We start from the raw sequence: 22377 nt of genomic DNA, 5'->3' as shown, positions 1-22377 counted from the left end.
TCCAAAGGCCGTGGCTGTGACAGCATTGCCGAGCCGCTTTCGGGAAACAGCTTGCTTGCGGTCGTTCCAAGGACTGCTCGGTGCGCTCCGAGGACCGGAGAGGAACGCGAGGAGATCAGTGCGCCCGACAGTCTCGTGTTTGCGTTAGAGGACAAAATGCGCCTGACACGAAGCCAACTGGTCGCATTAGTCGAAGACCTTGAGACGGCTAACGAGCGGCTGAAAGCTTCCAACGAAGACGTGTTGTCGAAGAACGCCGCACTTCAGTCGACGAATGAGGTGCTGACCGCCGTCAATTGCGAACTGAAGTCCAGAGTCGATTCTCTGTCAGAGGCCAACAATGATCTGCGGAGCTACTTCGCCAGCACCGATCTCCCGCTGCTTACGGTTAACCGCGACCTGAGAATCCGCGATTTTACCGATGCCACGCGGCGCGTTTATCCGCTCCTGGCAAGCGACCGGGGAAGGCCACTGAACGACGTGCCGTGCCTTCTCTACAATCAAGAAGAAATCGAGCAACGGGTGCGCGCGGTCGTCGAAACGGCAATGCCCGCTTCGCTAACGCTACACGATGTCGCTGGCGAAAAGACCTGGCTTCTCCGAGTCATACCCCATCGGGGAAGTGATCGGACAATCGAAGGTGCCATGCTGGTCTACTTTGACGTGACAGAACCGGGCCGGTCCGATCAGGCGCGCGCGCGGAGCGACGAGCGCCTGCGGCTCGCGCTTGAGGGCGCCGGCATAGGTTTCTGGGAATACGACGCGAGCACGGGGCGTGCGTCGCTGGATGCCACCGCACGGACGCTTTTCGGTTTCGACGCGGACGAGCTACTGACGATAGAGTCGATCCTCGGCGCCGTCCACGCGGACGACATCGAGGCCGTCGAGGAGACCTTGCGGCGCTCCAATTCGGGAGATATCGACTGCGAGGCGTCTTTCCGCGTCGTGACGCGAGACGGCCGACGTCGCTATCTCAAGAACATCGGCCGGCGCCTGTCGACGTGCAGGTCGGCCAGGATTGTCGGCGTCAGCATTGACATGACTCCCGAATTCGAAGCGCAGCAGGGCCGAATACTGATGCTGCGTGAGATAAACCACAGGATGAAGAACCTCTTCTCCATCGTCGCCGGAATGCTACGCATCGCGGCGCGTGATGCGAAGTCGGTTAGGCAATTGTCGGAAGAGGTCGTAGACCGCATCACGGCGCTCGCGAAGTCGCACGATCTTACGCAGATGCCCTTGGGCGGCGAGGGCGCTACCCGTCTGACGGACCTCGTGGGGGTCGCGCTTGCGCCCTATCGGGGTGACGTGACCGTGAGTGGGCCTGACGTTTCCGTGGCAGGGGGGCACGTCGCGGCCTTAGCCATGATCCTGCACGAGTGGGCCACCAACTCGGCGAAGTACGGCGTGCTCGGCGCGTTGGCTGGACACCTCAGGGTGACCTGGCATGTGTCGGAGGGTGGCCAGGTTGGGCTTGACTGGGCTGAATTCTACGACGAGCGCCAGGACGACGGCAGGACACCCGGACAAGAACGCCCGGGATTCGGCTCCACCCTCGTCCAGCTCTCGGCTGCACAGCTCGGCGGTGAGACTGACGTTGAAATCGCACCCACCCATCGCACCCATCGGTTGCGGTTCGTCAGCGACCAAATGGCGAAGGAATGAACCTCTCCGCGGATTGTCGCCCCGACGGCCATTGATCGCATTTCAACGCGCGCGGGAACCCGCGCATGTTGGGGGCGTTTCTTCATTATCAAGGGTTTCTTGTTTATGATGAGGAGGTTGCTATGCCCGTTCGGACGCTTGTTTCCGCGCTCGTCGCTTGCGTGTTGATCCCGGCCGCTGCTAGTGCCGGTTGTGTGAAGGAAGTACATGGAGCGCGATGCGTCGTGACGGTGACAGAGAGCCAGTCCACGCGGCTCAAGTCCGGAGACTACATACCGGATGGCAGCAGCATGCTGTTCAATCCTGAGTATTATGGCTTGCCGCCGGTCAGCGGCCATTGGCGCTACTACAGGATCGATCGCCAAGTCTATAAGGTCCACCCCGATACGATGCAGGTTCTGGAGATCGTCTCCGCCGGCAACTCCATTCTGCGATAGAACAGGCCCGGTTCGTAGCGGGCGGGAACGATCACATGAGCGGCCGGGTCTGCGGCCGCTCGAGGTCGATCAGTGCGAGTTCGGCAAGCGCGGCAAGATTTCCGATCATAAGTTCTCCGTCCTGCCAAGTTGCGAGGCCGCAGGAGCGGAGCGTCTTCAGGGTCTTGTTCGTGTGGACTAGGGAGAGGCCAAGAGCATCCGCGAGATCTTGTTGCCGGAAAGGCAGGGGAACGCGATTTCCTTTCTGCATGCCGACCGCGCGCAGCCGTTCGTGGATGCGCACCAGTGCCCAAGCGATGCGTTGCGTCGCGTCGCGCTGGCCGAGCGAGGTGATAGTTTCTCCCAGAAAGTGCTCCTCGACTGCTGCGATCCAAGTCAGATCGTAGGCCCGCTCCGGATGCTGACGGAAGAGCCGCCAGAGGTCGTCCCGCCGAAAGACGCAGAGCACCATGTTCGTCGTGGCATCGACCGAATGTTTCATCTCGCCCATGAGGCCGGCCTGAAGTCCGGTGAACTCACCCGGAAAAAGGAAGTTGATCACTTGACGCCGACCATTCTCAAGCGTGGTGTAGCGCGTGCCCATCCCGCTCAGCACGGTGTAGAGCTGCGGGCTATTCGACCCTTCCATCAGGATCGTCGTGCCGGCATCAACCTTGAGTTCACCGGTTTTGAACGATTGCATGAACTCCAGCTCATCCCCGGTGAAGGGTGTGAACAGGTCCTTCTTCCGGAGCGGGCAATTCGTGCAAGCGATGCTGGACATGGACGGATTCCCTGTTGCGGATGTCATAGTTTAATGCACGCTGGCCGGTTCGGTTCCACACTTGTGCTTTCTTGGAGGGCGGAATGTGTGGATCTCTGGCCCGCAAGGCCAAAACCAACGTCTATCTGGTCCTGATCCGGGACCAGGTTGTGCTGCAAGACCTATGCGACACGGTCAAGGAGTTCGACCCGAAAGCGACGGTTGTCGCTTGCTCACGATGCGAGGATGCGCTGGCATTGCTGCGGCGCCATTCCGACCTTGTTCTTGCTTTCGTCGAGGCAGGACCGGAGCGGGTTCTGCGCCTGCGGATAGACGCCGCGATCAGAGAGCGCGGCGGCAAGTTGATACTCCTCGGCGACGATGCGGAGATGGAACTAGACTCCGTCGGTGATTCCGCCTCGCTCTGGCCTGTACTAGTGCGGCCGTTCAACAGCCGATCGGTGATCAAGCAGATCACTTCGACAGTGCGAGCGTAGGGCCCTTTCTTGCGACGTTTGTTTTGTGTCGGACCGGCCTAACATGACCGGCCCGGCGCCGCGTCAGGCGGCGAGCGTCTCCGTCGAGGAAAAGAACATCGCCTGGCTGACGGCGGATCGAACCTGTTCCTCGGAGAACGGCTTCGTGATCAGGAAGGCCGGCTCCGGCCGCTTTCCGGTCAGCAGCCGCTCCGGGAAGGCGGTGATGAAGATCACCGGTAGATCCTCAAACTGCGCGAGAATGTCGTTGACTGCGTCGATCCCGGAAGAATTGTCGGCCAGCTGAATATCCGCGAGGATCAGGTCGGGCCGGTTCCCGGCCGCGAGATTCACGGCTTCGGTCCTGGTGCGCGCGATTCCGGTTACGCTATGGCCGATGTCCTGAACGATGCCCGAGATATCCATCGCGATGATCGCTTCGTCCTCGATGATCATGACCTTTCCGGCCACAGCGCGTTCCATCTCACGTCGCGCGATTTCGATAAGCTCTGCGGCCTCCGTGACCTCGACCTCCATTATTGCGCCTATCTCTTCGGCCGTGAAGCCTTCGATCGCGTGCAGAAGCAGCGCTTCGCGAGTATTGGGAGTGAGTTGCGCCATGTGGCTCTGCGCGCGGGCCGACAACGGTGTATCGGGCTCTCCGAGCGGCGCACCTGCGCTCGACCAGACGAGATGGAACGCCCGGAACAGCGCGATCTTAGCGCTGCCGCCGCGCGGTTCATCATCGGTTAGAAGCGCTTCCAGCGTGGCTGCGGCGTATCTGTCGCCTGTGTCCTGCGTCCCCGTGAGCGCCCGTGCGTAACGCCTGAGAAACGGTACGTTGGCCGCTACCGAGGATGTGAAGTCGTTGGAAGTACTCGACGACATCTGTTTGTCTCCCCTAGTCGAAATTTCTCGGAACAAACGCGCGAGTTCTGCGTTAGGTTCCGTATAGGTGAAAAAATCAATCTGACGTGTGCGGGCCCATGAAGAAAAGCAACGAGAAAACGAAGTTGCAAGAGCAGATCGACGAGAACCTGAAGCGGGTGTACCACGAGGCGCTCGAGCAGGAGCTGCCTGACCGGTTCAAGGATCTTCTCGATCAGCTCCGCCAGAAGGACGAAAAGCAATGAGCGCGCCGGATCCCCGCGACGCCTTGCCCCAGCACCTGCCGGCGCTTAGAGCGTTCGCGATCAGCCTGTCCGGCGACGTCGCGTCGGCCGACGATCTGGTTCAGGACACGATCGTCAAGGCCTGGACGAATATCGACAAGTTCGAGCCCGGCACGAACATGCGCGCCTGGCTGTTCACGATCCTTCGCAACACTTTCTTCTCGGACAAGCGCAAACGTAAGCGTGAGGTCCCCGACCCGGACGGGTTCCATGCGGGACGGCTTGTCGAAAAGCCGGCGCACGACGGGCGGCTCGCGTTCAGCGATTTCAAGACCGCGTTTAATCAGCTGTCGCCCGAGCATCGGGAGGTCCTGATTCTCGCCGGAGCGTCGGGATTTTCCTATGAGGACGTGGCGGAAATGACCGGCGTCGCCGTCGGCACGGTGAAGAGCCGCGTGAACCGCGCCCGTGCGCGGCTCTGCGAGTTGCTCGGACTCAACGAAGGCGAAGACCCGATCTCCGGTCCCGATGGCGCGACGCTCGCGGTACTGGGGAACTCGCGCGTCGGTGCGACGTGAATAACGACCGATCGGGTTCGGCCCTAACCGAAAGGTTGGGGTTTCGCGTTGCGTTCCTGCTTGCAGCGGTGTTGTTGCCACTTACGATTATCTCGGTCGTCAAATCCTTGGCGTTAAGAGAAGAATCGCTGGCGCGCTCTGAAGCCGCGCTGATGGGCGAGACGATGCGTGCGGCGAGCGGAGAGCTGCGCCTGATCCAGCAGGCACGAGGCGCGGCTACCGCACTGTCGGAGGTGATCTGGCCGATTTCGCGCGACACGGAGGCGTGTTCAGCATTGCTGCGAAGGATACGGAGCGATGATGACATCCGCTATTCGCTCGTTGCATTCGTTGCGGAAGATGGGTCGAGTATCTGCAACTCGGAGGCCAAGCGTTTTGATTTCAGCAACGACCCACTCTTCTTGCGGGACTCGCGCCAGCGGAAGACATCGTTCACCGTCAAGGCAAAGGGGCTCGTCGCAGGCACATCGGTGCTTGTGGTCTCTCACCCTGTGTTCGACGAGGCGGACAGATATCGCGGGCTCGTAAGTCTTTCGTTGACGCACAGCGGGTTGCGGGTGGCCGAGGACAGTTCTACCGGAGCACGTCAGCCACTGACGATGATCACATATGACGCCGATGGGCATGTGCTGACGGCCTCGCGCGAAATGGATGATCTCGCCATCGCAATTCCCCGCGATCGCGCGCTTTCGGTTCTGACCGGAGTTCAGGCTACGTCCTTTTCCGGCGCATCTGTCGATGGTCAAACCCGGGTGTTCTCGGTCGTCCCGCTGGTTCCTGGAGAACTCTATGCCCTCGGCTCGTGGCCACCGGAGGGAGCAGGTGCGGGTGAAGGACCGCTCGGACGCGCGCCCGCACTGTTCCCGGCGATCATGTGGTTGGCCAGTCTGATCGTCGCCTGGCTTGCCGTCGAGCGGCTTGTCATTCGTCATATCCGAAAGTTGAGGGCATCCATGACGTCGTTCGCCGGCGGCAACAGGCTGGTGGGCGACATCGATGTCACCGGCGCCTCTCTGGAACTGCGCGAGATGGCTGACGCGTATGAAGCGATGACGGAGGCGGTGCTCTACGATGAGGCCGAGCTCGAGGATATGGTGCATCAGAAGGAGGTATTGCTGAGGGAGGTTCACCACCGGGTGAAAAATAACCTGCAGCTCATCGCTTCGATCATGAACATGCAGATCCGCCGCACACAATCTGAAGAGGCAAAGTCGCTCATGCGGGGGCTCCAGGATCGGGTCATGAGCCTCGCGACGATCCATCGGGAACTTTACCAGACGGCGGGGCTGTCGGACATACACGCGCCCGAGCTTCTTTCGACGATCGTGCGGCAAATCACCAATCTCGGCGAAAGCCCGGACCGGCGGATGAACATCCGGACGGAATTCGACGACATCCGGATGACGCCGGATCAGGCCGTTCCACTGGCGCTGCTGGTGGCTGAAGCCTTCACCAACGCATTGAAGTATGCGCGCGGGGCTGCCGGCTGCACGCCGGACTTCGAGATCTCGCTCAAGCGGACCGAGGGCACGAGAGCGGAACTGCGGGTTCGCAATACGATCGGCTCCGCATCGAATGCGCGCGAAGGGGCAAGCGTAGCCCTCGCACCGCGGGAAGGACTGGGAACGCAGCTGATCAAGGCATTCGCGATGCAGCTTGGCGGACAGATCGACCGGAAATGCGACGACGGCCAGTACGAGCTTCGGCTTGGGTTTACGCTCGCGCCCCTGGATCATGGAGAAGAAAGAAGCGGACCACTTGCGGCGCAGTGAGTGGAACCAATCCGGAGTCAGGTGCGTTAGTCGGCATGACCGACCAGAAACTCTGCGCAGCACGCCATGTTGAAGAGCTTTGAGTATTCGACCGTGCAGTCCGCGTTTCGCACCCTGCTGACGGCTGAGGAAGCGTTTCCGGCTCTGGAGCGCGAGTTCCTGCATGCCAGATCCGAGATCTGGGCGAGCTTTCGCATTTTCGATGCCATGACCGCGCTTCGGTCTCCCGAGGCGCGGGCCGTCGGGCGCACCTGGTTCGACCTCATTGTCGCCACGTTGCGGCGGGGGGTGGCGATCACGATCGTGATCACCGATTTCGATCCCATCGCCCGTGTGTCCCTCCACAGGAAGACATGGCGCAGCGTGAGGCAATTCATTGCAGCCGCAGAACTTGCGGGGCCGGAGGCCAGGCTGAAGGTGATACCGGCGATGCATGCGGCGCGGACCGGGCTCTTGCCACGCCTGTTGTTCTGGCCGGTCATCGTCTGGAAGCAGGCGCGGGCGGCCGGGTGGCTTAACCGAAGATCGGATGCCGAGCAGCGGGACGCGTTGCGCGAGCTGCCCGGGACGCGGGAACGGCTTGTCCGGCGAGCCGACGGGCGCTTCCGCCCGCGGTTCTGGCCGATCCCGATGCTCTGCCCAGCGACACACCATCAGAAACTCGCCGTCTTCGATCGAAAGCGCTTGTATATCGGCGGTCTCGATCTTGACGAGCGCCGTTTCGACACACCGGAACACGACCGGGAAGGTGAAGAAACCTGGCACGATGTCCAGATTCTGACCGACGGTCCGGCCGCGCGGGAGGCACAGGAGCATCTAGAGACCTTCGTCGGCATTACGTCTGGAAATGGCCAGCCTGCGAAGACACGGATGCTTTTGCGGACGATTTCGCGTCCACGGCCGAACAACCTTTTGTATTTCGGTCCCGAACCGGTTGTCGAGGAAATCGCCACAGCGCACGAGCATCACGCACGACGCGCGCGGCGTCTGATCTACATCGAGACGCAGTACTTTCGCGATCTGAAGCTCGCGAGATACCTTGCCAACCTTGCCAGATCGAAGCCCGACCTCTGCATGATCCTGATCCTTCCGGCAGCTCCAGAAGAGATCGCTTTCGACAAACGCGTCGGGCTCGACGCAAGGTTCGGGGAGTTTCTCCAGAGCCGCGCCCTTCGCATCGTGTCGAAGGCATTCCGGTCCCGTCTTTTCGTGGGAGGGGCTGCGCAGCCCCGGCGCTCGGATGGCCAAAATGGCAATGGCACGGGACGCGACAGGCTGTTCGACGCGCCGCTGGTCTACATTCACGCCAAAGTGTCGATCTTCGACGACGTCGCGGCGATCGTGTCGTCTGCCAATCTCAATGGGCGCAGCCTGCACTGGGATACCGAAGCGGGGCTTCTGATCACCCAGCGGCGGCGAGTCGAGGATCTGCGTCGCAAAATCATGCAGCACTGGTTGCCAAAAAACGCAGGCGAGGCATTCTTCGATCCGGTTCGTGCGGTGTCGGAGTGGCGCGCGCTTGCCATCGGCAATGCTCGGAAAGACCCTGAGAACCGCCACGGTTTCCTGTTGCCCTACGATCTTAAGGCGGCCGAGAAGTTTGCCGCAAACGTACCGATCGTCCCCGACGAGATGGTGTGATTCCCGTCAAGCCGAGTTCGGTTCTGTCTGACCGCGTGCCTCGGGCTCCGATAGGGCGTCGTTCAGGACAAGAATCCAAACCAGGAGCGGAATGGCCACGATGCCGCCGATCGCGCCCCAGAGCCATATGCCGAATACCAGCGAGAGGAACACGAGAAGCGGATTGATCGCCATGTGTCGGCCGACGAGAGCCGGGGTCACGAACTGCCCTTCAAGAGCATTCAAGAACAGGAATGCCGCCGCGGGGGCGAGCGACTTGGCGCCATCGAATTCGGCGACGCCCACAAACAGCAGGATCACGACGAAAACCGCGGGGCCGAGATAGACGACGAAGTTGAAGAGGAAGGCGACGACGCCCCAGATCATTGCGTCCGGTGTGCCCAGCAGTTGCAGCGCCAGCGCCGTCACGATGCCAAGACATGCATTTATAAGGGTTATGGTGGAGAAATACCGGGCCACCTTTCTCTCGGCACGGCGAAGCCGCTCGGTCACAAGGGCGCGCTCCCCGCGCCGCGAGAGCCTCAGCGACACCCAGCCGTAGATCTCGCGCTTGGTCAGCAGGAAGAAGAAAAGGGATCCGGCGAACACGATGATCTGCGACAGCACGGCCGGCGCGGCCAGCAGCGCATCCGTAACAGTTGGCATTCCAACCCCGGCCTCGGCCGAAGCGTCCGCAGGCGCGGCGTTGGCCTTCGGTGCGACAGCGTCGGCAAGTTCGTTCGAGACCTCGGACAATTGCCGAAACAGCCCGCGGATGCCGTCGACGACCTGACGCATGTCCGACCAAACCTTTGGCGCTTGTTCGACCAGACGAGCGACGATGGGTTGGAAGGTGAGGACAAGGCAGGCGACGACCGCGAGCGTCAGGATCAGCCCGAAGAGCGCACCCCAGAGAGGCGCAGAGCCGCGGCGTTCCCAGGCGTCCGACAACGGTGAAAGGACCGCCCCGGCGACCAGCGCAAGGGTCAGCGGCGCCAAGAGCTCTTCGCCGAGCTTTAGGGTCGCAAGAGCGCCAATCGCGCCAAGCAGGATCACCGAAAGCTGCGCCAACCGTGCCATGTTGTCCAAGCGGCCACCCCTGTGTGCTACAGGGACCGAACGCCGGAGCTTCTTGAAAGTTCCACACCCGTTGGCTGCGTGCTAGTTGCGGTCCGAACCTGGCCTCCGTCCTCAGGATGCCTGAACCTGTTTCCGGAACAGTTCCTCGCACCGTGCGTTGAGGGCATGCAGCGCCTTCTGCCTGCAGAATACGGAGGAAGACATGAACTGGGATCAAGTCGAAGGGAAATGGAGGGAGCTCAAGGGCAAGGCTCAGGCCAAGTGGGGCGACATCACCGATGACGAGTGGCACAGCACCGAAGGGCGTCGCGAGCAGCTCGTCGGACTTGTCCAGGAAAAATACGGACGTGCCAAGGAGGTCGCCGAACGCGAGGTGGACGAGTGGCTTCGGACGCTTTGAACGGGTGTAACTTACCGGTTGGTCCGTGCCAGGCTGAGTCGGACCGTCGCGCCGCGTGACCAAGGGTTGTGCCGGCGCACGATAGGCCCGGCCATTCCGAGGCCGGCCGTCATGTGGAGCCAAAGACCCACACATGCGAGTTCCCAGCCACGTGAGTGCCCACGAAAGACGATCTGCGCCGCCCTTCGGGGCGGCGCAGCGGCGTTTCAGGTCGGTCGATCTGAACTTCGAACTGGATCGGGCGACCGGAACAGCCATGATGGACCTCTTGTCCCCAAACCAAAGTGGCGCGGCCGGGAACTCGCGCTCCGCGCAAGACGTTTCATCTGCGGATGTGCAACCACATGCCAAATCGCGAATGTTCTCCCGGAAAGGAGCCGACATGAAGACCCTTGACGACATTTTTGAACACACCCTTCAGGACATCTATTACGCCGAGAAGCAGATCACGAAGGCGCTTCCCAAGATGGAGGACGCCGCGCAGAACGAGCAGCTCAAATCTGCCTTTAAGGCGCATCTCTCCGAAACGAAGCAGCAGATCGAGATCCTCGAGAAAGTATTCGGCACGATCGGCCGGAGGCCCGGCGGCGAGAAGTGCGAGGCGATCGAAGGGCTCATCAAGGAGGGCAAGGGAGTCATGGAGGAGGCGACGGGCGCCGCTCTCGACGCTGCCCTGATCGCGGCCGCGCAGGCCGTTGAGCACTATGAGATCGCACGATACGGCACGCTGCGCGAATGGGCCAAGACGCTCGGCAATCACGAGGCGCACGACCTCCTGAGCCAGATCCTCGATATGGAGAAGGCTGCCAATGCCAAGCTCACCGGCATGGCGGTTGAGGCAGTCAATCGCAAGAGAACGGCCGCCTGAAGCGGCTGCGGGGGGTGCTCCACGCCCTCCGCGAGATCCGCCGAGCGAGGGGCGAGCGATGAGCGACCTGGAAACCGCGACTTACACGAGAACCATTGGCGTCGGCCTGCACCGTCCCGATCTTGATGCCGCACACCTCGCCCCGCCGTGGCGGGTTTTCATCGTGCGCGGCCTGGCCGCGCTGCTGCTGGCCGCGCTTGTTTTCTTGAAACCAGGCCTCTCGTTCATCGCCTTGACACTTGCCTTCGCGGCGTTCGCTCTCGTCGAAGGCGGCGTAAACCTTGCCGCCGGCATGGACCACGCCGCCCGAGGCCGCCGTTGGGGCGCGTTCTTGGCCGAAGGCGTCCTGGGTGTCGCCGCCGGCGCCGCCGTCCTTACCGTGCCAATACTCGGCGCCATGACGCTGACGGGCTTCGTCTGGTCCGTGATCGCGGTCTGGTCGCTCGGCACCGGTGTTGCAGAAATTCTCGCCGCGATCCGCCTGAGGCTGGCGTTGGACCGAGAGTGGTTTCTGGCCCTTTCGGGTGCCGGGTCGATCGTATTCGGTGCCTTGCTCGTCTATCTCATGCTCGCCGAGCCAGGTTTGATGGTGTCCGCGCTTGTCTGGCTCATCGGCATCTACGCTTCGATCTTCGGTCTGCTGATGATCGCGCTCGGCATCCGGATGAAACGCGAAGTCGGCTGATCACGGCCGCACATCGCCGAGTGGCACAGTTGAGATAGACATCTTGGCCGACCCCTTTTGCAGCTCGCGCGCGTGCGCGAGATAGATCAGCGTGTTGCTCGTCGGGTCATAGATCCGCCGGATCACGAGCGACTTCAGAATGATCGAACGGCCAGTGCGAAACACTTCCTCGCCGTCCGCGTCGCGATCAATGTCTCCGAATGAGAGTGGCCCCATCTGGCGGCATGCGATCGATGAGTTCGATGGATCCTCGAACCAGTTCCCCTGCTGCAGGCGGTCGATCAGGCCGCGTTCGAAATACGCGATGTGACAGGTGATCCCCTGCACGTCGGGATCCGCGACCGCCTCGATGACGATGTCGTTTCCCAGCCAGTCCACCCCAACCTCGCCGACCTGTTCTGCCTGGGCGGCTGTCGCCGCAAAGGCGAGCACGAGAGCATTTCGGAGCACGGCTACCTCCTTGGCTTTCCAGCCCAATGCGCGACGGGCGGAATCGTTCCCGCACGAGGGAACGATCTGGGTACTGGAGTGTTTTGACAGAGGGCATTCATCCAAGTATGGGAGGTCCAGATGCACAGCCACCTTCTCGTCATTTTTGCGGCTGTTGCCGGATTGGCTTTGTGTGCGACCATGGCGGTCGATGGTGTTCGCGCCTCGCAGCGCGCCACGGTCAGGGTCCGCCGATCGGCGGCAGACTGAGCGCGAATACGCTTCGCTCCCGGCCAAGGATACCTGCGGCCTCGCAGGCTTGCCGCCTCGATCTGCTTGGTTCGGTGGCGCTCACGTGCATCGCGAGCATGGCCTCGCGGCCACACGTCTCCGCCGGACGGGGTCGCCACCGGACGCCGGTCGGCGCGATGCGCCGTGAAACGCCCCTCGCCAGTGCGACTGCGGGTTGCGGGGCCGACCCATCGTCTTCGGCGCACATGCAAGCCAGAGCCCCGCTTCCGACGAAGGAATCCGCCAGGCTTTGAAACCTGGCGGTTCGCTTAACTCCCAACGGCTTTCGCGATCGGTTCAGGTTGCGGCGGTTTCTTGTTTCGCGGCAGCCTGCCTCACCTCTTCCTCGGCACGGTCCATGACGTTCTCGCCGATCTCCTTCGTCTTCGCGGCGATTGCGCTTGCGGCGTCCTTGGCGGAGACCTTCACCTCTTCCGCAATGTCGTCTGCCACGCGAGACAGCCGCGCCCGCTCATCGCGCAACAGCTCTGCGGCAGCATCCATAAGCCGGTCGCTGTCGGCACCGAAGGCCCGGTCCTCGGTCCGCGTTCGTGGCAACGCAGCGGCGAAGGCCGCGCCGAGCGCCATGGCGACCACGCCCGCGACCATCGGGTGCTCCTCGATCAACTGGCCCATTTCGCGTCCTCCGCCTCGCGCAGTGCGCTCGGCGCGGAGGCGGGCGGCATAGGCCTGCTCGCGGGCGCGGACGATTCGGTAGCGGGCCGCTTCGGACAGATCGTCGAGACCGTCGCGGAAACTCGCGCGCATGTCCTCGGTAAAGCCGGCAAGCACCTTGCTTCGCTCCGCAGCATAATCCCGCAGATTACCGGCGTAGTCGCGGGCGTCGCGCTCCATACCGCGCAGCAACGCTGAAGCGCGATCGCGCAACTCGTCGATCCGGCTCGACCATTGGTTTGCGTCTGTTCGCTTGTAGGTCCCGGGGGTAATGCCGGCGCCCGGATATGCGGCGCCGCCTTCGGATTCCCAGCGGCTTACCGCGCTTTCAATCGGCGTCTCGACAGCCTTCTTGCCACCAAAAATCAACCATGCAAGGCCCACCCCGGTAAGAGCGAGCGCCATCGGGTTGGCGCGGATCGCCGAGTCGATCGACCGCGAGTACACGCCGGCATTCGTGCGGAGCATCCCGAGGGCTTCCTTCGCGAGGTGATCGACCGATATACGTTCCTGCAATTCGTCGAGAGTCGAGGAAAGCGACGCACGGTCGCGTTCGAGTTCCGCTTCAATGGTTCGCGCGTCAGTCTGATGTGCCATTTTCGACAATCTCCTTGATCGTTTTTGCGTCGCGACGCACGTTTTCGACGGTGCGCCGCGGAGCGAGGCTTGAGGGTTTCAAGGCGTGCAGTCCTTTCAGGGCGAGGATCAGGGCGACGGTACCCAGGAGCAGGGCGACCAGCAGGGCCGACCAGCCGGGCGCGAGGCCTTGATCGACGAGCGCCGCGACAAGGGCCGCCGAGAGCACGTTGAGAGCCGAGAGCGCGATGACCGCTGCCGCGGCGACGAGCACGATTCCCATGCCGGCCGTCCGGACGCTTTCCGCGACCTCGGCCTTCGCGAGCGCCACCTCGCCGCGGACAAGCCGCGTCACTTGGTGGAGCGCGTCGCCGACCAATGCGCCCGTGGACTTGACGGAGGGTTCCACGTTCACGATGGCACTCCCGCAGCCGGATCGTTCGGCGCGCCGGTCGGGCTTTCACGTCCGGCCGGTCCGGCATGTGCCGGCCCGACAGCGGACGCGATGCTCGGCTCCTGCGGCAGCGGCAGGGTGGCAATGTCGCTCTCTTGCCGTGGACGGGCGCTTGCGCGGGCGAAACGGGCCAGTGCGAAGCCCGCCACCGCCGCCCCCGCGACGAATGCGCCGGGATGCTGGCGGGCAAAGTCCTCGGTCTTTTCGAGGATTGAGTTCAGGCTGCGGCCCCGCAGATCCTCGGAGGCCTCGCTCACGCCGTCGGCGACGACGTTCAGAAGCCGCGCGCGGAACGTGCCCCGATCCTCCTCGGCCTGGGTCCGAAGCCGATCGGCGAGCGCCTTGCCCTGATCCGAGAGCATGTCCTTGCCCGTCTCCGCGCGGTTCGTGGCCGCATCCTTCAAGGCGCCGCCGGCGCGCTCCGCGACATCACCGGCCTCCTTTCGCGCCACACTCAGCGTTTCGGCGCCACGCTCTTTGACCGCCTCGGCCATCTCGCTGACGCTCTTCTTTAGTTTCTCTCCTGTCATCGAAGCCTCCTTGCGTGGGACAACGGACTTTCTTGCCGGCACATTCGTGCCGGCGGCCGGCAGTCGATCCGTTCGACTGGAATTGGTCAGTGCTGTTTCAGGTCAGAAACGTGCGAAACGGTCCCCGGTTCCCGTGGCCCGCTACATTCGGGCCGGGCCGTCGTTGGCGCGAACGTGGTCGAGCTGGGCGTTGAAGGCCGCTCCGATCAGCACGACATAGGCCGAGAGATAGAACCACATGAAAAGCGCCACCGCGGCGCCGAGTGATCCGTAGACCTTGTTGTAATTGCCGAAATTGGTAAGGTAGATTGAGAAGCCAACGGACATGGCCAGCCAGACAAAGCCGGCCAACACCGCGCCCGCGGTCAGCCAAGCCGGTCGGCGTCCCCGGCGGTTGGGGGCGTAGCGGTAGATGAGGGCGAAGGCGAATATCACCACGGCCAGTGCCACGGTCCAGCGGAGAATCGCCACGATGATCGCTGTGACCGGACCCAGATGGATGAAGGTGAGTGCGACTGGGGCCACGACGATCATTGCGACGGCGAGAAGGCCGGGGCCACACAGGGCGAGCGTCAGCCCGGCGGCCGACAGAACCCGGCGGAGCACGCCCGGCCGATGCTCGATTCCATAGGCTGCGTTGATGCCCCGCACGAGCGACGCGATGCCCGACAGGGCGGACCAGGTCGCGAAACCGCTCGTCACAAGGGTCGCCCAGCCCAAGGTGTTGTTCGATCGTGCGTGAATCAGGGTGCTGACTTGTGCTGCGAAAATGTCGTGAACCGGCGCCGGCATCATCGCCTGAGCGGAGTCGAGTAATCCGCGAATCTGGGACGGCTCGGCGATCAGGCTCCAGAGCAGCACGACGAGGCCGAGCGCGGGGAACATGGCGAGCACTGTGAAGAAGCCGACACCAGCAGCGATCAAGCTGAGGTTGAGGCCGTCCATGCGCTCCCAAACGCGCCGCGCCGCAGCGAGCATGTGGTCGTACCGCGGCATGTCATGGTCAGATCCGGGTCGCCGACGACCGCGGGCCGGCGATCAGCCAGATCACGAAACCGATGAGCGGAAGGATGATCACGAGAAGCGCCCAGAGCACCTTGCGGCCGGTCGTCGCGGACGACCCGATGATCGAGATTAGAGCCCATATATCGAGGGCGAGGAGAATGAGCCCGCCAAGGCCCGTGAGTTCGAACATGTTCATCTCCATGGCTGTGGTGGCCTCCGTCTTCGGATGAACAACGCTCCAGTCGTGAGGTGGGTTCCGGAAAACTACCGCTTCGGAGCGTCACGCGGCGCGGACGAGTTGCGCTCCCATCGGATCACGGTGGGGGGCGTTGGTCGACCGCCCGGCCGAGCGTGGCTCTTGTTATCGGCAAGCCGAGGCGTGTCGAAGTCGTGGCGAGCGCGGCCCGGTTTCGGCATCCATGCGCACACCAAAAGCCCCGAGGATGATCAATCGCAATCAAGGAAGGAACCGAGCCGTCTGGAACACGTTGATGATTCATAGAACGACCAAACGAAACTAATGAGGAGTTAACCAATGCTCGGTTGGGCAATTACCTTTCTCATCATCGCGCTGATCGCGGCGGCGCTTGGCTTCGGCGGCATCGCAGGCGCCTCGGCGGGGATCGCGCAGATCCTGTTCGTCATCTTCCTGATCCTGTTCGTGGCGGCGCTGGTTGCCCGCGCGATGAAGGGCAGGCCGCCTCTCTGACCGGAGAGGTTCGTGCAGAATCGACCGAACGACTTTGCGAAACCACGACGACCGGCCTGTCATCTGGCCGGTCGTTCTTTTTTGACGCGGTGCCCAGTTGCCCGCGCCTTGGTTGATGCTACGGACGCCGAGTTGTGGCCGAAAGGCAAGCGCGCCATTCTTCCCCGCCGGCCTCTTTCATAAAGCCGCACCAGGAACCGCCACCGTGTTCGTTGCCGAGAATGACCGTCGCTTCTGCCGTGGTCCAAATCGAAGACATCTCGCCCCGGAATCCGACTGCGTGAATGCTGTCGGCTTGCTGCGCGTATGCTTGTCCAAATCTGCCAAAAAGTGGAGTGTGTCGACGCGTAGAACCGCGGCCGGTCCTGCCAGACGGGCCGCGGTTCGGTGATCATGGTTCAACGAGCGTTGCGAAGCTGCACTCAATGAGCGTTACGCTCATTTGTTGTAGGTCGGCAGCGCCTCCATTTCTTCCTTGGTGAGCGGAACATAAACCCGGAGGTCGCCGCCGTCGCTCTGCCGCAGGATGTCGATCTGGGCGATCTCAAGCTCCACCGGCTTTTCGCCGATGCCGAGGAAGCCGCCGACATCGATGATCCCGTGGGTGATCTCGCCGTCGGTATTGATGATGAGTTCGGAGATTTCACCGATCCATTCGTCGTTTGCGTCATAAGCCGGCGCGCCGGTCAGCATCTCGGTGTTCATGTCCGCGTCCGCCGCCGGCTCGTATCCGTCGCGCATCACATGCTCGCGCTCCGCGCCGGCCACTTCGTCAGCCGCAACACCGACTGCCGCGAGTGTATCACTGGCGGCATCGGCCGTCGCTTCAGCGGTGTTCTCGACTGTCTCGGCCGTTGCTTCAGCAGCGTCACCGACCGCCTCGCCTGTGGCCTCCGCCGCCTGTTCGGCCTCGCCTACGACCTTCTCCATCGCCCCGCGGGTCCAGCTGTATTCCGGCGCTTCCTCGAAATGGGCGCGGCCGGCCTGCATCACGAGGAAGTAGTCGGCCTCATTGTCGGCGGTGGATCCGTCGGCCACGAACCGAAGCGCATCCATGTCGACGGCGACCTGCCGTTCGCCAATGCCAAGAAAGCCGCCGATGTCGACCAGGACGGCTTCGACCGCTCCATCGCGGGACAGGATGACGTCGTTGACCTCACCGACGTCTTCCCAGCCGTCCTGGATCCCGTCGAACGCATCGCCGTCGAGGGCGTTTTCGGAACTGTAGACACGCTGACCGATGAATTCGGAGGCGTGGATCTCCATCGGGTCCGCTTCGAGGCGGAAGGTCGCTTCCTGCGCGTAGGACGCAGCGGTAGTGGCGGCCACAAGGGCCGTGGAAATCAGCAGCTTCTTCATGGGGAGAGACTCCTTTGTCTGTCGGTTCAAGAGCGTCCGGACGCTTGCATGAAGAACGCCCCCAAGCCCGACCGGTTCCCCGGAACGAACTCTTCTGTCGGCGAACCTCGCCAATCCGTCGTCTCCGCGCCGTTCAATCCACGATTGCGGGAATCTGCTTCTTGACCACCGCGATATCTGCGTCATGGTGGCCGGTGCGCGCCAGATCGAACATCAGGATCTCGACATGTTCGGCGACGACTTCGCGCGCCTCACTGTTCCCGGCATCGAACAGGCGTTGGTAAGCGCGAGCGAGCCCCTCGGCCATGAGAATGTTTGTCGCCGCAGCGCGGCGCAGAGGGCTGAATGCCTGATCGAATAGGCGCCGGATCGATGCGCCCGGCGAAATCACCCGCGGCCTGCCGGCCTCATCGAGAATGACTTCCGGTCTGGGCTTGGTCTGCGCGATGCCAGCAAGAGCTCCTGAAAGCATGTCGCTGACGGCAAGCGCCGTGAATGTGTCGTTCACGCCCGGAGAGAGCGCCCTAAGGGCGATTTCGACGAGGAGGTTCAATGAGAAATGCACGGTGCCCGCGTCGGATCGCGCGGGTTCCTGTCGGACTGCGGTTTGCAGCGACTCGCACGTTTGCTCGTCGACCGGACGACTGACACTAATGACGGGCGCGCCCTCGAAGAGATACTCGCCCGGCGTATGTCCGACCTGCACGACGATGTCCTCGGCCTTGGCCAGCCGGACCAGCGCGTCGCGGTCGATCTGTGCAAGATAACCTGCCTGCACGGTCTTGGCAGCAACATGGAACGATTTCGCGTCGGGAAGTTCGACGCTCAATGCGCTGTTGTCCTTTAGCCGCGTAAGATCTCGTTCAAGCCGCGCCGCGATCTTGGCGAGTTCATCGTCGATGGAAACGGACTGGGCGACCGTCCGCACGAACCAGATCAGTTGAACGACCGATGCGATCGCGAGCATGCCCGCTCCAACCGTCGCGAGCCGTGGCACCTCCGCGCCCGAGAGACCGAGAGCGATGATGGCGTAGAGAAACGTGCCGCCGAGCAGTCCTGCGGTGACCTGGTTGGCCCGCTCCGTCGTGAAGCGTTTGAGAAGGCGCGGACCGATGCTTGACGCCGCGAGCGTGAAGACGACCAGTGTCAGCGAATAGGCCAAGGCGAGTGCTGTCATGGCGCCGGTCGCAACCACGGAGAGGATCGTATGCGCCGACGCGGCATCAAGCGACATGAGCCAGCGCGGTGTACCAAAGGCATCTTCGCAAAGGACCGCAACCCAAGCCAGTGCCGCGATCACGAGCGCGAGCGATGCCGGAACGGTCAAAAGAGCCGTGAAGGGCGTTCGCCACTGCATCGTATATCCTCCAAGTCTACTGTCTCGCGAAGCATGCCCGCTCAGCTTGGACTGCCCGCAGGGATTGAAGTGGCTGCAGTCGCGCGTGGCATTCGGCTATCCAGATGAGTGTGTCACACGAACTTTGCGCCCGTCACGGCAAACCTTCGCGAAGGATTGTGCCGTTGGCGCGGAACCGCGATCGTGCAGTGGCGTTATTTCAACAAGCGCTTTGCGACCGGGGGGAGCGATGAAGAAAGCCGACATTGACGCCAGCAAGGTGTCGCGGCCCGATCCGCGGGATGCCGACGTGGCGGCGATCCGCCGTTATCTCGGATTGATCGCGTTGTTCTGCGCTTTCGTCGCATTGTTCTTCGCCAAAGAGGTCGTCCTCCCATTCGTTCTCGGCATCCTGATTGCCTTGACCCTGAGCCCCGTCACGCGATGGTTCGCACGCTTCGGGGTGCCCCCGGTCCTGACGGCCGTTGCCCTGATCGCCGCCGTGTCGGTCTCGGTCGTCGCCGGAGGCTACCTGCTGAGCGGCCCGGTCTCGGACTGGATCGACGACGCGCCAAGGGTGCAACGAGAACTGGAGCAGCGGCTGCGGGGGCTGACGGATTCGCTGCGAACGGTAAAGGAGGCTTCCGAGCAGGTGGAGGAGATCGCCGAAACCGCCACTGATCCGAATGTCGTGAAGGTCTCCATCGATCAGCCGGGCATCGTCACGACCGCGGTGCAGGACATGGCCTCATTCGCAACCACGGCGCTGGTCGCTCTCGTTCTTGCGCTGTTCCTGCTTGCATCCGGCGACATGTTTTACGTCAAGCTGATCGAGAGCTTTCCTCGCCTGAGCGATAAGAAACGCGCATTGAAGATCGCTTACGGCGTCGAGCAGAGCATCTCCCACTACCTGCTCGCGATCACGGCGATCAATGCCGGGCTGGGCGCGGTTATCGGCGCCGGGTTCTGGCTGATTGGGATGCCGCAACCGGTGATGTGGGGCGTCATCGCCTTTCTGTTCAATTTCCTGCCCTATGTCGGAGCGATCGCAGGCGTGGCGCTCGCGGCGGCCGTCGCGATCATTACGTTCGACAGCGTCGGTTACGCGCTTCTGGCGCCGGGTTTCTATCTTGTTGCGACAGCGATCGAGGGGCAGTTGGTGACGCCCGTCGTCGTCGGTCGGCGGCTGGAACTCAATGCTGTGTTCGTCTTTGCGACCGTAGTGTTCTGGGCCTGGATGTGGGGATTTGCGGGCGCGCTGATGGCGGTGCCTTTCCTCGTTTGCTTCAAGGTTCTCTGCGACAACGTGGCCGCTCTGGCTGTTATCGGTAATTTCCTTGGCTCGTCGGAGTTGCGGGGACGGTTCGATCCCTTGCGATACGACAATTGATCGACGCCGGCTATCGGTTCAAAGGCGCATCGTCGCGCGCTTGTGCCACGCGGGGCAGGAACAATCGTTGACGTTGGACGTTTGGAGGATATCGCCATGATGAGGCGGCTTCCACAATCGAAGGAGCACGGAAATGCGTAACAAACTAGGTATAGCCATTCTCGCCAGCGCGGCCTTTGCGGCCGGCGCACCCACCTCCGCCGAAACCATCGTACGGGAAGTCGAGGTCACCGCCGACATGGACGCCCTTCAGAACCCCGAAGCGGCGGAACGCTGGACGCACCTCGCCGATGACCTCGAAAACGCGATCGTCGCCAAACTCGTCGGCAAGACCGGTGAGGAGGGCGCGAAGGTATCCGTCGATATCGACGAGGTGGAGCTTGCAAGCAGCCTTCAGTCAGCGGCGGGAGTCGCCGAGTCGAAGCTCGTCGGCGACGTCGCCATCACGCATGACAGCGACAATACGAAGTTCGACAACTATCAACTGACGGTCACCTTCGAACAGGCTGGCCCGTATTTCCTGCCTGGAACCGATCTCGCGGCCATCACTACGGACAGCCAGGAATACTATGACGCGATGATTGCGACGTTCGCCAATCACGTGGTGCAGAAGCTTGAGTGACATGCCGGTATAGGAGGTAGTCGATATCTGCCGGGGTCCGAGGGCCCCGGTACTCGTTTGTGTGACGCGGTCTCTTGTCCCACTTGGCGCAATGTTGGGCAAAAAAAAGGAACCGCCGAATGCGAGGGGAAAGCACTCGGCGGTTCGGGGCGGCACAGGGGAGAAATACCCGCCCAGGTCTCCGGCTTGCATGGGACAAAGAAACAGCCGGCTGTCAGAGAAACGCCGGCGCGCCCGATCGGTTCCGCGAAATCTTCCGAGACCGCGGAAATTCTCTGGAGCCGAGATCGCTTTTGAATCGGCACGGATCTCACTCCCCTCAAGAACAATGGCCATCAGCGATCGTCGGGCCGGGAACCGCGACGCGGGCCGCGCTGTTGTGTCTGTTGGAGACGTATGAAAGAGGCCAGCGACAATGCCCCAGCGGAACGGCCCGGATGAGGCCCAGGTCGAACAGGCGGAGAAGCTGACCTCCGCGGAGATCTACGAAGTCGTCCGGCGCTACGGTGACGAGGAACTCGCAAGGTCAAACAGCTCGCTGGTCTGGTCCGGGATCGCAGCCGGCCTACTCATGAGTCTCTCGCTTCTCGGCGAGGCCATATTGCGGACCTACCTTCCCGATGCGCAATGGCGGCACCTTGTCGAGAACTTGGGCTACAGTTTTGGCTTCATCGCCGTGATCCTCGGACGAATGCAGCTCTTTACCGAAAACACGCTCACGACCATTCTGCCGCTCATGGCGAAACCGACGCCGCGCATGGCCGGCAACGTCCTTCGTCTCTGGTCGATCGTCCTGGGAGCGAACGTGGCGGGTACTTTCGTGGCGGCCGGCTTTTTCGCATACACGCAGGCGGTTCCTGACGAAATTCTGCATGCCCTGCGCGAGTTGTCCGAACACGCCGTTCTCGTTCCGGCGGGCGAAGGCTTCGTGAAGGCGATTCCAGCCGGTGTTTTGATCGCGGCCATCGTCTGGATGCTGCCGCAGGCTGAAAACGTTGGCTTGTTTGTCGTGCTAATGTTCACTTGGCTGATCGCAGCCGGGGATTTCGCCCATATCGTCGCGGGTTCTGTTGAGATGGCCTACCTTGTCGTGATCGGTTTTATCGACGCCGACCAAGCCGTCGGGCATTTCTTCGTTCCGGTTCTTGCCGGAAACATTGTCGGGGGTACCGCAATCTTCGCGACGCTTGCCTGGGTTCAAGTCCACGCGGATATCTGATGCCCATCAATGTCCGTCGTCAGATGATTTGGGACACGGACGCCTAATCCCGGGCAAGTCGATGCCTTCGAGGAGGAAGTCCAGTCGGGCGGCCGAGATTGGCGCTGCCCCGCTTGGCTGACTCTTCGGTCAAATGAGCTTGCCCGCGTTCAGCCGCCGGAAGTAAAGCGACATGCCGACGTTGTCGTGCCAAGGGAATTGATGGCGCCGCGCAGCCCGCTGATCAGCCCCACCTGAGTGGTCCGATTTGATTGTTAGTGCATGACTGGCCTCTGGTCCATCGGGATGACGGATTCAGGGGCCGGCGGGCGGTAGCCCAGAGCACTGTGGGGGCGTTTCGTGTTGTA

Annotated in this window: 25 protein-coding genes; 14 read left to right on the top strand and 11 right to left on the bottom strand. The window is 62.3% G+C overall.

Going from position 1 to position 22377, the window contains the following annotated elements; translation table 11 throughout:
• Nucleotides 1-156 precede the first annotated feature (156 nt).
• On the top strand, nucleotides 157-1665 hold the full coding sequence (locus OEZ60_RS19840; protein ID WP_263340086.1) for a sensor histidine kinase: 1509 nt from the start codon (nucleotides 157-159) through the stop codon (nucleotides 1663-1665).
• A gap of 65 nt (nucleotides 1666-1730) precedes the next feature.
• A complete protein-coding gene (locus OEZ60_RS19835; RefSeq protein WP_263340084.1) occupies nucleotides 1731-2102 on the top strand; it encodes a hypothetical protein in 372 nt (123 codons plus the stop codon).
• A gap of 31 nt (nucleotides 2103-2133) precedes the next feature.
• On the opposite strand, the gene OEZ60_RS19830 is transcribed toward OEZ60_RS19835, so the two are convergent.
• Nucleotides 2134-2865: a Crp/Fnr family transcriptional regulator gene (locus OEZ60_RS19830; protein WP_263340081.1), complete on the bottom strand. Its 732-nt coding sequence runs from the start codon at nucleotides 2863-2865 to the stop codon at nucleotides 2134-2136.
• An 83-nt stretch (nucleotides 2866-2948) separates the two neighbouring features.
• Between OEZ60_RS19830 and OEZ60_RS19825 the strand changes: the two genes are divergently transcribed.
• Nucleotides 2949-3341: a hypothetical protein gene (locus tag OEZ60_RS19825; RefSeq protein WP_263340079.1), complete on the top strand. Its 393-nt coding sequence runs from the start codon at nucleotides 2949-2951 to the stop codon at nucleotides 3339-3341.
• 63 nt (nucleotides 3342-3404) lie between these two features.
• Here the strand turns inward: OEZ60_RS19825 and OEZ60_RS19820 are convergent, their stop codons facing one another.
• A complete protein-coding gene (locus OEZ60_RS19820) occupies nucleotides 3405-4208 on the bottom strand; it encodes a response regulator (protein ID WP_263340125.1) in 804 nt (267 codons plus the stop codon).
• A gap of 98 nt (nucleotides 4209-4306) precedes the next feature.
• Here OEZ60_RS19820 and OEZ60_RS19815 point away from each other — a divergent pair, with 98 nt between their 5' ends.
• The 4 genes from OEZ60_RS19815 (at nucleotide 4307) to OEZ60_RS19800 (ending at nucleotide 8423) form a co-directional block, all read left to right on the top strand.
• Complete coding sequence (locus OEZ60_RS19815; RefSeq protein WP_263340077.1) at nucleotides 4307-4453, top strand: NepR family anti-sigma factor; 147 nt, start codon at nucleotides 4307-4309, stop codon at nucleotides 4451-4453.
• On the top strand, nucleotides 4450-5010 hold the full coding sequence (locus OEZ60_RS19810) for an RNA polymerase sigma factor (protein ID WP_263340074.1): 561 nt from the start codon (nucleotides 4450-4452) through the stop codon (nucleotides 5008-5010). The genes OEZ60_RS19815 and OEZ60_RS19810 overlap by 4 nt, the downstream gene beginning before the upstream one ends.
• Nucleotides 5011-5045: 35 nt before the next feature.
• Nucleotides 5046-6782 (top strand): sensor histidine kinase, encoded by a 1737-nt coding sequence (locus tag OEZ60_RS19805; RefSeq protein WP_263340071.1) that lies wholly within the window; start codon nucleotides 5046-5048, stop codon nucleotides 6780-6782.
• 66 nt (nucleotides 6783-6848) lie between these two features.
• Nucleotides 6849-8423 (top strand): phospholipase D family protein, encoded by a 1575-nt coding sequence (locus OEZ60_RS19800; RefSeq protein ID WP_263340068.1) that lies wholly within the window; start codon nucleotides 6849-6851, stop codon nucleotides 8421-8423.
• Between the two features lie 6 nt (nucleotides 8424-8429).
• Here OEZ60_RS19800 and OEZ60_RS19795 read toward each other — a convergent pair whose 3' ends face one another.
• The gene (locus OEZ60_RS19795; protein ID WP_263340123.1) at nucleotides 8430-9482 is read right to left on the bottom strand and encodes an AI-2E family transporter; all 1053 of its coding nucleotides are present in this window, start codon (nucleotides 9480-9482) and stop codon (nucleotides 8430-8432) included.
• Between the two features lie 202 nt (nucleotides 9483-9684).
• Here OEZ60_RS19795 and OEZ60_RS19790 point away from each other — a divergent pair, with 202 nt between their 5' ends.
• From OEZ60_RS19790 to OEZ60_RS19780, 3 genes are all read left to right on the top strand, one after another.
• On the top strand, nucleotides 9685-9882 hold the full coding sequence (locus tag OEZ60_RS19790) for a CsbD family protein (RefSeq protein ID WP_263340067.1): 198 nt from the start codon (nucleotides 9685-9687) through the stop codon (nucleotides 9880-9882).
• 382 nt (nucleotides 9883-10264) lie between these two features.
• Nucleotides 10265-10750, top strand: coding sequence for a YciE/YciF ferroxidase family protein (locus OEZ60_RS19785; protein ID WP_263340064.1), 486 nt, complete (start codon nucleotides 10265-10267; stop codon nucleotides 10748-10750).
• Nucleotides 10751-10808: 58 nt separating this feature from the next.
• The gene (locus tag OEZ60_RS19780; protein WP_263340062.1) at nucleotides 10809-11435 is read left to right on the top strand and encodes an HdeD family acid-resistance protein; all 627 of its coding nucleotides are present in this window, start codon (nucleotides 10809-10811) and stop codon (nucleotides 11433-11435) included.
• Here the strand turns inward: OEZ60_RS19780 and OEZ60_RS19775 are convergent, their stop codons facing one another.
• The 6 genes from OEZ60_RS19775 to OEZ60_RS19750 all read right to left on the bottom strand — a co-directional run bounded on the left by OEZ60_RS19775 (nucleotide 11436) and on the right by OEZ60_RS19750 (nucleotide 15597).
• Entirely contained in the window at nucleotides 11436-11885 is a 450-nt protein-coding gene (locus OEZ60_RS19775; protein ID WP_263340120.1) for a CreA family protein, read from the bottom strand.
• 567 nt (nucleotides 11886-12452) lie between these two features.
• Nucleotides 12453-13427, bottom strand: coding sequence for a DUF3618 domain-containing protein (locus OEZ60_RS19770; protein ID WP_263340117.1), 975 nt, complete (start codon nucleotides 13425-13427; stop codon nucleotides 12453-12455).
• Nucleotides 13411-13821 carry a phage holin family protein gene (locus OEZ60_RS19765; RefSeq protein WP_263340059.1) on the bottom strand — a complete coding sequence of 137 codons (411 nt, stop codon included), beginning with the start codon at nucleotides 13819-13821 and terminating at the stop codon, nucleotides 13411-13413. Before OEZ60_RS19765 ends, OEZ60_RS19770 begins: the two co-directional genes overlap by 17 nt.
• Nucleotides 13818-14390: a hypothetical protein gene (locus OEZ60_RS19760; protein ID WP_263340055.1), complete on the bottom strand. Its 573-nt coding sequence runs from the start codon at nucleotides 14388-14390 to the stop codon at nucleotides 13818-13820. The genes OEZ60_RS19765 and OEZ60_RS19760 overlap by 4 nt, the downstream gene beginning before the upstream one ends.
• Nucleotides 14391-14531: 141 nt before the next feature.
• Nucleotides 14532-15368, bottom strand: a complete 837-nt coding sequence (locus OEZ60_RS19755; protein WP_263340053.1) for a YihY/virulence factor BrkB family protein — start codon at nucleotides 15366-15368, stop codon at nucleotides 14532-14534.
• 25 nt (nucleotides 15369-15393) lie between these two features.
• Nucleotides 15394-15597, bottom strand: coding sequence for a PLD nuclease N-terminal domain-containing protein (locus OEZ60_RS19750; protein ID WP_263340052.1), 204 nt, complete (start codon nucleotides 15595-15597; stop codon nucleotides 15394-15396).
• A gap of 333 nt (nucleotides 15598-15930) precedes the next feature.
• Between OEZ60_RS19750 and OEZ60_RS19745 the strand changes: the two genes are divergently transcribed.
• On the top strand, nucleotides 15931-16104 hold the full coding sequence (locus tag OEZ60_RS19745) for a DUF1328 domain-containing protein (RefSeq protein WP_263340049.1): 174 nt from the start codon (nucleotides 15931-15933) through the stop codon (nucleotides 16102-16104).
• 438 nt (nucleotides 16105-16542) lie between these two features.
• Here OEZ60_RS19745 and OEZ60_RS19740 read toward each other — a convergent pair whose 3' ends face one another.
• Nucleotides 16543-17463, bottom strand: coding sequence for a PRC-barrel domain-containing protein (locus OEZ60_RS19740; RefSeq protein WP_263340047.1), 921 nt, complete (start codon nucleotides 17461-17463; stop codon nucleotides 16543-16545).
• Between the two features lie 133 nt (nucleotides 17464-17596).
• Nucleotides 17597-18820 carry a DUF2254 domain-containing protein gene (locus tag OEZ60_RS19735; RefSeq protein ID WP_263340045.1) on the bottom strand — a complete coding sequence of 408 codons (1224 nt, stop codon included), beginning with the start codon at nucleotides 18818-18820 and terminating at the stop codon, nucleotides 17597-17599.
• Nucleotides 18821-19049: 229 nt separating this feature from the next.
• On the opposite strand from OEZ60_RS19735, the gene OEZ60_RS19730 reads away from it, so the two are divergent.
• The 3 genes from OEZ60_RS19730 to OEZ60_RS19720 all read left to right on the top strand — a co-directional run bounded on the left by OEZ60_RS19730 (nucleotide 19050) and on the right by OEZ60_RS19720 (nucleotide 22030).
• The gene (locus OEZ60_RS19730) at nucleotides 19050-20189 is read left to right on the top strand and encodes an AI-2E family transporter (RefSeq protein WP_263340044.1); all 1140 of its coding nucleotides are present in this window, start codon (nucleotides 19050-19052) and stop codon (nucleotides 20187-20189) included.
• 133 nt (nucleotides 20190-20322) lie between these two features.
• Nucleotides 20323-20811, top strand: coding sequence for a hypothetical protein (locus OEZ60_RS19725; protein WP_263340041.1), 489 nt, complete (start codon nucleotides 20323-20325; stop codon nucleotides 20809-20811).
• Nucleotides 20812-21226: 415 nt separating this feature from the next.
• Complete coding sequence (locus OEZ60_RS19720; RefSeq protein WP_263340038.1) at nucleotides 21227-22030, top strand: formate/nitrite transporter family protein; 804 nt, start codon at nucleotides 21227-21229, stop codon at nucleotides 22028-22030.
• Nucleotides 22031-22377: the final 347 nt, after the last annotated feature.

It is taken from the genome of Albidovulum salinarum (assembly GCF_025673475.1).
Taxonomy (GTDB): Bacteria; Pseudomonadota; Alphaproteobacteria; order Rhodobacterales; family Rhodobacteraceae; genus Albidovulum; species Albidovulum salinarum.
This window is presented reverse-complemented; position numbering and strand designations above follow the sequence as displayed.